The sequence below is a fragment of the Halobacillus sp. ABR2_026 genome, assembly GCF_056158545.1.
This window is the reverse complement of the sequence record NZ_JBSWTM010000001.1, coordinates 228,641-240,239: the sequence shown is the minus strand read 5'-3', so window position 1 is coordinate 240,239 and position 11,599 is coordinate 228,641. Positions and strand designations below refer to the sequence as shown.

Genomic DNA, 11,599 nt, shown 5'->3' with positions numbered 1-11,599 from the left:
TATGATTGAACGTGTCAAAGATGCCTTTCAAAATATACAGGACCATAAGCCTGAAACACTAAAAAGAACATTGATGGAGCTTGACATCACGGTTGAGGAATTGGCTCCTTTTCTCAAAGACCCGGAAGGTAAACCTTATTACCGACAAATGATCTACGAAGATGAGGATGTGGAAATGATCGTTATGAATTGGGCAGACATAGAATGTGCTCCACATGATCATGGACAGTCAATCGGCTGGATTCAAGTGATGAATGGAACGACAAAACAAACCATCTATCAAGCCAGCGGGAATGCTTTACCTACTCCGCTCTTTTCAGAATTCAAACAGAACAGGAGTTTATTCTTTGCGCCACGCAAAGGCATCCATAAGATGAGGAAAGAAGGGATCGCACCTCTCGTAACCCTTCATGTGTATTCTCCACCCATCCGTGGCATGCGCGTCTTTGACCTGGAAACATGCGCAGCCTGTGTAGTATCTGAGGACTGTGGTGCGTGGTGGCCGGAAGAACAGCGTCAACGCCTGAGAGAAATTCAACTGAAAAAATAAGATTCTGAAAGGGAAAGATCGTTTCTGCAAATAGATGGATAAGATTATTCTTTCCATACTGTTATAAAGCCAAAAGAATAGGAAGCAGCCAATAAAGAAGGAAGCGGTTCAACCGCTTCCTTCTTTATTGAATGTCATATTGATTCTCTTCCTCAACAAACTGGTTGTACCGTTTTTGAAACCAGAAATACAAATGAGACACGATCACTTTTAAGATGGCATAACCCGGAATGGCAAGGACAATCCCTACAATTCCGAACAAATGCCCAGCTGTCAACAGAACGAATATAATTGTAACCGGGTGGATATGCAGACTTTTTCCCATGATCTGTGGAGAAATGAACTTCCCTTCCAGCAATTGGACAACGGTCCATACGACGACAAGTTTCACTACCATGAAAGGCGAAGTCACAATAGATATAATCAACGCAGGTGTAATAGCGATGACCGGTCCCAAGTAAGGGACCACACTAGTGACACTCGCAATAGCTGCAAGTAACAGGGCATATTCTAATCCGATGATCAAAAAGCCGATGTACATCATGACTCCGATGCAAAAACTGACGATAATCTGACCTTGGATATATGCGGAAAGTTGATGATCGATCCCTTTAAACACACTGGACACTTCCGGCCTGCTTTTCGGTGGAAACATCTGAAGAATAAAAGAAGGGAGACGATGGCCATCTTTCAACAAGTAAAATAGAATGAACGGAAGTGTGACAAGCGCCACGACTACGTTCGTAACGGTCGATATGATGTTTGTAATCCCTTCTACGGTCTGGGATGCATACGAAGATATGTAATCCGGGATTTGATTTAATATGCCATCAGCGTCCTCAAAAAGGTTCGTGTAATAAACGGAAAAGATTGAATTCCTCAACCATTCATCGGTCGAATTGATTAAATCCTGAATGTAACGGGGCAGCTCCTCGGCCAAACTGAATAACTGCTTCTCAAGAAATGGTATGATCAGTACGACCAGCAAAGTAATGATTCCCACCAGAGCGAGAAGGGTCAGCATGATACCCCAAATCCTTTTGATCCGCCACGTTTCCAGTAAATTGATGATTGGTCTAAGAAGATAATATACAACTACGGAAAGAATTAATGGCAAAGCTACAGTTTTCACAAAGATAAGAAAAGGATCGAAAATGAAGCCCACGCTTGAAAAAACGAGGATATTCAGCCCGATCAACAGTAGAACACCTAAGATGAATAATAGTTTCCGACCTCCGAAGAAACGGATGACCGGTGTAGAATCCCAACGATTCATAAACATTTCCCCTCAACTGCTTCTTTAATCTACATTCTATCACACACAAAATACATCAATCCTTACCCCGCCTTCTTCCCTAAATACTTCTCGTTCACACGTTTCTTTCGTGTGGAGAGATAGACGCCTGCAAAAATTACAGCGAGACCGCCGATTAAATGATTCGTGACCGGCTCCCCTAATAATATATTGCCCCATAACAAGGCTGTGACAGGGACTAGATAGGTAACCATACTGGCAAATTCGGCACTCCCTTGATCCACCATATAGTAGAAAAGCAAATGAGCAATCCCAGATCCTACACACCCTAAACCGATAATACAAACAAAGAATGTGGGGTTCATCTTGTCCCCCCAAGATAAAAAGCCTCCTGGATCTGTCCACATTAAGCCTGCAAATCCAATGCACGCTCCAACAAGAAGGGAAACGGTGGTAAGGAGAATGACGTCAAACCCTCTTAAATATTTTCGTGTAAATTGAACGGCAAACCCATAACAGCAAGCAGCGAGAAGCATCGTGCCAATACCGATAAAATCTTCTGCCAGAATAGAAGTGAATTCAAACCCAGTCAAGATCATAATCCCGATAAAACCGAGAGCAATACCGCTCCACTGCCATCTATTCAACGTTACTGAAAATACTGCAAACCCAATCAACCCCGTCATGATTGGCGTCGTGGCATTAAGTACGGCCGCTGTATTGCTGGTTACCACGGTCTGACTCAAGGCAATCAGGCCCCATGGGAGACCTGCATTAAAAATCCCCACAACAACCAGCGAAAGCCAAGGAATCGGACGATCCTTATGTCTAGTCCTCCATTTAAAAAGAACCAGCGGAAGCAGAATGACTGCTCCTGCCATGCATCGTAAAAACACCGTCCCCCAAACCCCTGCATGGTCAATTAAAGTTTCAATAAAGACGAAAGATAACCCCCAAATTAAACTTAAGGACAATAGAGCACCATATAACTTCAACGCATTCTTCCCCTTCCGTTTCTACCAATATTCCTTTACTCTACCAAAGGCAAAGAAAACTCACAATACAAAAAAAACCTCCAGGAATAATCCTGAAGGTTTTCTAAATGACGTGGCGGCGTCCTACTCTCACGGGGGTAAACCCGACTACCATCGGCGCTGAAGAGCTTAACTGCTGTGTTCGGCATGGGAACAGGTGTGACCTCTTCGCCTTCACCACCACATCAATATAAAGTTTGAGGTGAACCCTCAAAACTGGATAAGGAAACATCTTTTGAAGAAACGCTTTTCACGAACACTATCATTTCGATAGATAAGTCATCGATCCATTAGTATCCGTCAGCTCCACGTGTCACCACGCTTCCACCTCGGACCTATCAACCTCATCGTCTCTGAGGGATCTTATTTGCTTAAAGCAAAGGGAAATCTCATCTCAAGGGGGGCTTCATGCTTAGATGCTTTCAGCACTTATCCCGACCACACGTAGCTACCCAGCGATGCTCCTGGCGGAACAACTGGTACACCAGCGGTGTGTCCATCCCGGTCCTCTCGTACTAAGGACAGCTCCTTTCAAATTTCCAACGCCCACGACGGATAGGGACCGAACTGTCTCACGACGTTCTGAACCCAGCTCGCGTACCGCTTTAATGGGCGAACAGCCCAACCCTTGGGACCGACTACAGCCCCAGGATGCGATGAGCCGACATCGAGGTGCCAAACCTCCCCGTCGATGTGGACTCTTGGGGGAGATAAGCCTGTTATCCCCGGGGTAGCTTTTATCCGTTGAGCGACGGCCCTTCCATGCGGAACCGCCGGATCACTAAGCCCGACTTTCGTCCCTGCTCGACTTGTAGGTCTCGCAGTCAAGCTCCCTTGTGCCTTTACACTCTGCGAATGATTTCCAACCATTCTGAGGGAACCTTTGGGCGCCTCCGTTACCTTTTGGGAGGCGACCGCCCCAGTCAAACTGCCCACCTGACACTGTCTCCGGACCGGATCACGGTCCTGGGTTAGAATGTCCGTACAGCCAGGGTAGTATCCCACCAGCGCCTCCACCGAAGCTAGCGCTCCGGCTTCTAAGGCTCCTACCTATCCTGTACAAGCTGTACCAACATTCAATATCAGGCTACAGTAAAGCTCCACGGGGTCTTTCCGTCCTGTCGCGGGTAATGTGCATCTTCACACATAGTATAATTTCACCGGGTCTCTCGTTGAGACAGTGCCCAAGTCGTTGCACCTTTCGTGCGGGTCGGAACTTACCCGACAAGGAATTTCGCTACCTTAGGACCGTTATAGTTACGGCCGCCGTTTACTGGGGCTTCGGTTCAACGCTTCGCATAAGCTAACGCATCCCCTTAACCTTCCAGCACCGGGCAGGTGTCAGCCCCTATACTTCGCCTTACGGCTTCGCAGAGACCTGTGTTTTTGGTAAACAGTCGCTTGGGCCTTTTCACTGCGGCTCCTCGGCAGAGGAGCACCCCTTCTCCCGAAGTTACGGGGTCATTTTGCCGAGTTCCTTAACGAGAGTTCTCCCGCTCACCTTTGGATCCTCTCCTCGCCTACCTGTGTCGGTTTGCGGTACGGGCACCTCTTTCCTCACTAGAGGATTTTCTTGGCAGTGTGAACTCAGGAGCTTCGGTACTATATTTCCCTCCCCATCACAGCTCAACGTTGCCGGACGGATTTGCCTATCCGACCGTCTCACTGCTTGGACGCGCACATCCAGTGGCGCGCTCTCCTTATCCTCCTGCGTCCCCCCGTCGTTCAAACGGAAAGGAGGTGGTACAGGAATATCAACCTGTTGTCCATCGCCTACGCCTTTCGGCCTCGGCTTAGGTCCCGACTAACCCTGAGAGGACGAGCCTTCCTCAGGAAACCTTAGGCATTCGGTGAAAGAGATTCTCACTCTTTTTTCGCTACTCATACCGGCATTCTCACTTCTAAGCGCTCCACCAGTCCTTACGGTCTGACTTCACGGCCCTTAGAACGCTCTCCTACCACTGATCATAAGATCAATCCGCAGCTTCGGTGGTGTGTTTAGCCCCGGTACATTTTCGGCGCAGAGTCACTCGACCAGTGAGCTATTACGCACTCTTTGAATGATGGCTGCTTCTAAGCCAACATCCTGGTTGTCTAAGCAACTCCACATCCTTTTCCACTTAACACACACTTTGGGACCTTAGCTGGCGGTCTGGGCTGTTTCCCTCTCGACCATGAACCTTATCACCCACGGTCTGACTCCCAGAACAAAGTCGATGGCATTCGGAGTTTGACTGAATTCGGTAACCCGATAGGGGCCCCTCGTCCAATCAGTGCTCTACCTCCATGACTTTCTATTCTGAGGCTAGCCCTAAAGCTATTTCGGAGAGAACCAGCTATCTCCGTGTTCGATTGGCATTTCACCCCTACCCACACCTCATCCCCGTAATTTTCAACTTACGTGGGTTCGGGCCTCCAGTCAGTGTTACCTGACCTTCACCCTGGACATGGGTAGATCACACGGTTTCGGGTCTACGACCGCATACTCACTCGCCCTATTCAGACTCGCTTTCGCTGCGGCTCCGCTTCTGCTGCTTAACCTCGCATACGGTCGTAACTCGCCGGTTCATTCTACAAAAGGCACGCCGTCACCCATTAACGGGCTCCGACTACTTGTAGGCACACGGTTTCAGGTTCTCTTTCACTCCCCTTCCGGGGTGCTTTTCACCTTTCCCTCACGGTACTGGTTCACTATCGGTCACTAGGGAGTATTTAGCCTTGGGAGATGGTCCTCCCGGATTCCGACGGAATTCCTCGTGTTCCGCCGTACTCAGGATCCACTCCGGAGAGAGAAAGATTTCGACTACAGGGCTGTTACCTGCTCTGGCTGATCGTTCCAGATCGATTCATCTATCTTTCTCTTTGGTAACTCCAATGGAGTGTCCTACAACCCCAGAAAGCAAGCTTTCTGGTTTGGGCTGATTCCGTTTCGCTCGCCGCTACTTGGGAAATCGCATTTGCTTTCTCTTCCTCCGGGTACTTAGATGTTTCAGTTCCCCGGGTGTGCCTTCCTATACCTATGGATTCAGTATAGGATGCTGTCCCATTACGAACAGCGGGTTTCCCCATTCGGAAATCTCCGGTTCAAAGCCTACTTACGGCTCGCCGGAGCATATCGGTGTTAGTCCCGTCCTTCATCGGCTCCTAGTACCAAGGCATCCACCGTGCGCCCTTATTCACTTAACTATCTTCGTGAAAAGACGTTTACAATTTCAATTAGATGTCTTGTCATCAATTGCCTCATCGTTAGATGAAACAATGATTCCTTATCCAGTTTTCAAGGTTCACAAGTTGAAAGATCGTTTGATCTCTCAAAACTGAACAACCAACACAGTACGTTTCCGTAATATCCTTAGAAAGGAGGTGATCCAGCCGCACCTTCCGATACGGCTACCTTGTTACGACTTCACCCCAATCATTGGCCCCACCTTCGGCGGCTGGCTCCATAAAGGTTACCTCACCGACTTCGGGTGTTGCCAACTCTCGTGGTGTGACGGGCGGTGTGTACAAGGCCCGGGAACGTATTCACCGCGGCATGCTGATCCGCGATTACTAGCGATTCCGGCTTCATGCAGGCGAGTTGCAGCCTGCAATCCGAACTGAGAATGGTTTTATGGGATTTGCTACACCTCGCGGCTTCGCTGCCCTTTGTACCATCCATTGTAGCACGTGTGTAGCCCAGGTCATAAGGGGCATGATGATTTGACGTCATCCCCGCCTTCCTCCGGTTTGTCACCGGCAGTCACCTTAGAGTGCCCAACTGAATGCTGGCAACTAAGATTAGGGGTTGCGCTCGTTGCGGGACTTAACCCAACATCTCACGACACGAGCTGACGACAACCATGCACCACCTGTCACTTGGTCCCCGAAGGGAAATCCCTATCTCTAGGGAGGTCCAAGGATGTCAAGACCTGGTAAGGTTCTTCGCGTTGCTTCGAATTAAACCACATGCTCCACCGCTTGTGCGGGCCCCCGTCAATTCCTTTGAGTTTCAGCCTTGCGGCCGTACTCCCCAGGCGGAGTGCTTAATGCGTTAACTTCAGCACTAAGGGGTGGAAGCCCCCTAACACCTAGCACTCATCGTTTACGGCGTGGACTACCAGGGTATCTAATCCTGTTTGCTACCCACGCTTTCGCACCTCAGCGTTAGAAACAGACCAGAGAGTCGCCTTCGCCACTGGTGTTCCTCCACATATCTACGCATTTCACCGCTACACGTGGAATTCCACTCTCCTCTTCTGTCCTCAAGTTCCCCAGTTTCCAATGACCCTCCACGGTTGAGCCGTGGGCTTTCACATCAGACTTAAGGAACCGCCTGCGCGCGCTTTACGCCCAATAATTCCGGACAACGCTTGCCCCCTACGTATTACCGCGGCTGCTGGCACGTAGTTAGCCGGGGCTTCCTCGTTAGGTACCGTCAAGGTACCGCTCTATTCGCACGGTACTTGTTCTTCCCTAACAACAGAACTTTACGATCCGAAGACCTTCATCGTTCACGCGGCGTTGCTCCGTCAGACTTTCGTCCATTGCGGAAGATTCCCTACTGCTGCCTCCCGTAGGAGTCTGGGCCGTGTCTCAGTCCCAGTGTGGCCGATCACCCTCTCAGGTCGGCTACGCATCGTCGCCTTGGTGAGCCGTTACCTCACCAACTAGCTAATGCGCCGCGGGCCCATCTGTAAGTGATAGCGAGAAGCCATCTTTCAACTTTCCTTCATGCGAAAGAAAGTATTACCCGGCATTAGCCCCGGTTTCCCGGGGTTATTCCGATCTTACAGGCAGGTTGCCCACGTGTTACTCACCCGTCCGCCGCTCGTTCCACGAGCTTCACCCCGAAGGGATCCGCTCGCTTCCCGCGCTCGACTTGCATGTATTAGGCACGCCGCCAGCGTTCGTCCTGAGCCAGGATCAAACTCTCCATAAAAGTTAAGTTTGACTTGCTCATTTGCACACCGAATGTGCTTTGTTTCAAATCTCTTCTATAAAGAAGAAATGTTTTGACGTACTGGTTGGTTCGTTCAGTTTTCAAAGATCAAAATGTTGTTTGCCGCTTCAAAACAGCGACTTAATTAATATATCATTTTCGGTTGTTTTCGTCAACAACTTTTTAATGATTTATTTTGTTAAGCCGTTGCGGCTTGCCGCTCTCTTAACGCGACAAATAATATAATATCACGGCATCCAAGGGTACGCAATAGGTTTTCTATAACTTTTTTGTTTTTATAGAACTGATTTCGGGGTGTAACATTTCCTTTCCTTATTATATAGAGAAAAAAATAAATAAAGCGAGCAGTAACTGCTCGCATTTAATAACGGCCGCGTCGTTTTCGCATAAACTTTTTGACGATCGGATATACAATCGGGCCATATTTAAACACTCTTTTTAGAAGACGTCCCATGTTGCACTCTCCTTATTAGTTGTTACTCTTCTTATTCCCTCTTCTCTTCTTCAACAAACACGATTAACCTCCGACGATTTGGTGGTAAAGTGTTTTAGCCGCTTGGATATCTTTCATTCCATGAATCAACACGCGTCCATCTTTGAAGAACACCATCCGATGGTCTGAATTCTTATATGAAAGTAAGAATGGATTTTCATAAACTTCCCCTTCAGGCAGACGTTTTTTCAGCTCTTTCAAGTCTCTCTCCCTGCCGATCCCCGGCCTTATTTGCACGGTGTCCCTCCCGCAAAGAACGGCCACCTTACTTATTCCACCCTCGGTTAAGTAAGGGTACGAAGGGTCCTCCCCACAGGATGGACAATCTTTTCTGTGGATCCGGCTGGTACGAATAAATGTATGATGGTTCGTCCACAAATCAAAAGTAACCAAGCCTTTTCGTAGTGCGCGGAAGTCTCCGACCAGAATTTTAAAAGCTTCCGTAACTTGGTGAGCAGCTACCATCTGAACAGCTGGGCTAATGACACCAACAGTATCACAAGTCGCAGACCCAAGCGGCACACGATTCATCAAACATGTAAGGCATGGGGTTTCTCCTGGTATGACCGTATAACTCATCCCATGACTCCCCACACACCCCCCATAGATCCATGGAATGTTATGTTTTTGTGTAAAATCATTAATGAGCATTCGTGTCTCAAAGTTATCTGTTCCATCTATAATAAGATGGACCTGCTTTGAGTGTTGTTCTAATTCTTCTAATTGTACATCTGCAACTACGGCCTCCACTTGAACGTCACTGTTCACTTTCTCCAAACGTGCTTTCGCAGCAATGGCTTTAGGTGTGCGCCTTTCAGCATCTTCTTCTGTAAACAATTGCTGTCTTTGCAGATTGCTATATTCCACATAATCCCTGTCAATGATTGTAACCTTACCAATACCTGATCTGACCAACTGTTCGGTACTGCTTGTCCCAAGAGCTCCCGCCCCTATGATGAGCACATGTGATTCCTGCAAGCATTGCTGACCTTTCGCTCCAATCGGTTGGAAGAGCCGCTGCCTTGAATATCGTTGATCCATCGAAGCCCCTCCCTTTCTCTTATCGCATGACGCTCCCGCCTGATATTTTCAAAGATTCTCCGATAACATTCGTCGAAGCTTCCGTTAAAAGGTAAACTATAGTGCGGGCGACTTCATCCGCTTCGCTCAGCTTACCTGAAGGAATTCCTTGTTCGGCAAATTTTCTTTGTTCCTCATAACTTCTGCCTTCACGCTCTCCTTTTGATCGTATGGCTTCCTTCCCCATGGAAGTATCAACATAGCCGGGACAAACAGCATTCACACGCACACCGTGCTCGATCGCTTCATGGGCGAAGGACTGAGTGAATCCCATAATGGCAAACTTGGAAGCACTGTAAGCTGTCCCAGAGTGGGTCCCGCGCAAGCCAGATAGAGAGGAGAGATTTACGATACTTCCTCGGCCCTGTGCTTTCATGTTTTTATAGACTTCTTGTGTAAATAGCACCGTGGAAAAATAATTAAGTTCCATCACTCGCCGCAATTCATTTTCTGTCATATCTTTTAGCGGGCCGCCCCCGATGATTCCAGCTGAATTCACAAGACCAGACACAGGTCCCTGATTCTGTATAGCTTCCTTTACAACTTTTTCACGATCACCTGGATCATTTAAATCGGCGACGCTTATAAAAACATGCGGCCTATCATTTATCGTAGCACACTCTTCATTCAGCGCTTCCAATTTAGCCTTGTTCCGTCCAGTGATTGTTACATGACCGCCGGCACGGACCACTTCTTTTGCCGCTTCATAACCGATACCGCCTGTCGCTCCTGTAATTAGTACATGCTCCCCCTGAAGAGCTTCCCTTGAAAAAATGTTCATTCGATTCGCCTCCTTAGCGGATACGATAACCGAACCTGTTTATATGTAAACCTTACAAAATAAAAATCAGCGCTTCATGACTGATTCTGTCAATGAAACGCTGATCCATGGAATGACCTGTTTTAAATAATCGGCCATATTTATTCTTTTCATGTTACTTCTCATAGCTGCCTCCACGACTTCTAATGCTATTTCCGCTTGTTGGACTGCTTACGGAAAGAGAATAGAACCTTCCCACTACGTGTGCGTTTTACGCCTTTAGCCTTTGATTGGACCTGGGCTTCTGGACTGTTTTTAAAGTCCTGATCAAACAGCTCACGAGCTTTTGAGTATAGCAGTGTCATCGTGGTGTCCTCCTTTCTTTCTTAGTATATAAAACGATTCCCTTTGATATTATTAGTAAAACTAAGATAACGCAAGAAAAAATTATGTTTTATCCGTTTTTATCTATTTGAAGCTTATATACAGAGGAACATCGCTCCTTAACAATAACCGCGAAGGTTGATTTTAAAACCTATTTATGTTGAAAAATGAGAATTTATGTCGAAACATCACAAAAATATAAAAAAGGCGGCCCCATCAGGACCGCCTCCATTTATATTATTCATACACTTTAACTTCTACTGTTTTACGTCCGAAATCCAAGGCATCATTACGATCTGGCACGAATACATCGATACGGTTTCCTTGGATCGCACCGCCTGTATCAGCAGCAATAGCTTTACCATAGCCTTCAACATATACTTCAGATCCTAGCGGGATGACGTTAGGGTCTACGGCAATTACTTTCTGATCCGGATTCGCTCTCAGGTCAATTCCTGTAGCTGTCGTACCGGAGCAACCTTCACAGAATGCCGTGTATGCTGTCGCTTCCACGTTCAGTGTCTTTACGACACCATCTTCTGAAGATTCGCTGGATGTCTGTTCAACATCTGCTTCATTATTGCTTGAGCTCTCTTTGGAATTGGAAGGTTCAGAAACTGCCGCTCCATCAAGGGACAGTTTTTCTCCTGGATAGATCATATTGGAATCAAGATTGTTCCATGCTTTCAATTCCTGAACAGATACTTTGTTAGCTTGTCCAATGCTGTAGAGCGTATCTCCAGATACTACCGTGTGAACCTTAGCGGCAGATTGAGTTTTAGCTTCAGTGCTATTCCCTTCATTGATGTTAAGAACCTGTTTAGGGAAAATCAAATTAGAATGAAGGCCGTTCTCATCTTTTATATCTTGCACAGAGACCCCGTTGTTTTGAGCGATGCTCCAAAGAGTATCTCCTTTTTCTACTGTAATCTCATCTGCACTTACTGCTGTTGCTGTTACTGCCGAAACCGATGCGACCGCCGCCAAAGAAACGATTGTTTTTTTCATCATGTCTTTTTTCCTCCTTGGTAAACAGCTTTCGCTCAGCCCTCGGCTAAGCGCTGTCTTCAAAATCACAATATCTACTTTAACACGCTCAGC

The 11,599-nt window shown here is 47.3% G+C and carries 7 protein-coding genes and 3 rRNA genes; 1 reads left to right on the top strand and 9 read right to left on the bottom strand.

Going from position 1 to position 11,599, the window contains the following annotated elements:
* The first annotated feature begins 1 nt into the window (after position 1).
* Positions 2-550, top strand: a complete 549-nt coding sequence (locus ACXADE_RS01315; RefSeq protein ID WP_474978717.1) for a cysteine dioxygenase — start codon at positions 2-4, stop codon at positions 548-550.
* Between the two features lie 124 nt (positions 551-674).
* Here ACXADE_RS01315 and ACXADE_RS01310 read toward each other — a convergent pair whose 3' ends face one another.
* The 9 genes from ACXADE_RS01310 to ACXADE_RS01270 all read right to left on the bottom strand — a co-directional run bounded on the left by ACXADE_RS01310 (position 675) and on the right by ACXADE_RS01270 (position 11,506).
* Positions 675-1,826 (bottom strand): AI-2E family transporter, encoded by a 1,152-nt coding sequence (locus tag ACXADE_RS01310; protein WP_474978716.1) that lies wholly within the window; start codon positions 1,824-1,826, stop codon positions 675-677.
* 62 nt (positions 1,827-1,888) lie between these two features.
* Positions 1,889-2,800 carry a DMT family transporter gene (locus ACXADE_RS01305; RefSeq protein ID WP_474978715.1) on the bottom strand — a complete coding sequence of 304 codons (912 nt, stop codon included), beginning with the start codon at positions 2,798-2,800 and terminating at the stop codon, positions 1,889-1,891.
* A 110-nt stretch (positions 2,801-2,910) separates the two neighbouring features.
* Positions 2,911-3,024 (bottom strand): 5S ribosomal RNA (rrf, locus tag ACXADE_RS01300).
* An 85-nt stretch (positions 3,025-3,109) separates the two neighbouring features.
* Positions 3,110-6,025 (bottom strand): 23S ribosomal RNA (locus ACXADE_RS01295).
* 170 nt (positions 6,026-6,195) lie between these two features.
* Positions 6,196-7,760, bottom strand: a 16S ribosomal RNA gene (locus ACXADE_RS01290).
* Together the 16S, 23S and 5S rRNA genes form the textbook arrangement of a ribosomal RNA operon.
* Before the next feature lie 538 nt (positions 7,761-8,298).
* Entirely contained in the window at positions 8,299-9,315 is a 1,017-nt protein-coding gene (locus tag ACXADE_RS01285; RefSeq protein WP_474978714.1) for a MoeB/ThiF family adenylyltransferase, read from the bottom strand.
* A gap of 19 nt (positions 9,316-9,334) precedes the next feature.
* Positions 9,335-10,135 (bottom strand): SDR family NAD(P)-dependent oxidoreductase, encoded by an 801-nt coding sequence (locus ACXADE_RS01280; protein WP_474978713.1) that lies wholly within the window; start codon positions 10,133-10,135, stop codon positions 9,335-9,337.
* A 188-nt stretch (positions 10,136-10,323) separates the two neighbouring features.
* The gene (locus ACXADE_RS01275) at positions 10,324-10,479 is read right to left on the bottom strand and encodes a hypothetical protein (protein WP_474978712.1); all 156 of its coding nucleotides are present in this window, start codon (positions 10,477-10,479) and stop codon (positions 10,324-10,326) included.
* A gap of 256 nt (positions 10,480-10,735) precedes the next feature.
* Positions 10,736-11,506, bottom strand: a complete 771-nt coding sequence (locus ACXADE_RS01270; protein ID WP_474982173.1) for a 3D domain-containing protein — start codon at positions 11,504-11,506, stop codon at positions 10,736-10,738.
* Positions 11,507-11,599: the final 93 nt, after the last annotated feature.

What these genes read in the sequence shown, in the direction of transcription:
- ACXADE_RS01315 (WP_474978717.1), top strand. Translation starts at nt 2, where the DNA reads ATGATTGAACGTGTCAAAGATGCCTTTCAAAATATACAGGACCATAAG.
- ACXADE_RS01310 (WP_474978716.1), bottom strand. Translation starts at nt 1,826, where the DNA reads ATGAATCGTTGGGATTCTACACCGGTCATCCGTTTCTTCGGAGGTCGG.
- ACXADE_RS01285 (WP_474978714.1), bottom strand. Translation starts at nt 9,315, where the DNA reads ATGGATCAACGATATTCAAGGCAGCGGCTCTTCCAACCGATTGGAGCG.
- ACXADE_RS01280 (WP_474978713.1), bottom strand. Translation starts at nt 10,135, where the DNA reads ATGAACATTTTTTCAAGGGAAGCTCTTCAGGGGGAGCATGTACTAATT.
- ACXADE_RS01275 (WP_474978712.1), bottom strand. Translation starts at nt 10,479, where the DNA reads ATGACACTGCTATACTCAAAAGCTCGTGAGCTGTTTGATCAGGACTTT.
- ACXADE_RS01270 (WP_474982173.1), bottom strand. Translation starts at nt 11,506, where the DNA reads ATGAAAAAAACAATCGTTTCTTTGGCGGCGGTCGCATCGGTTTCGGCA.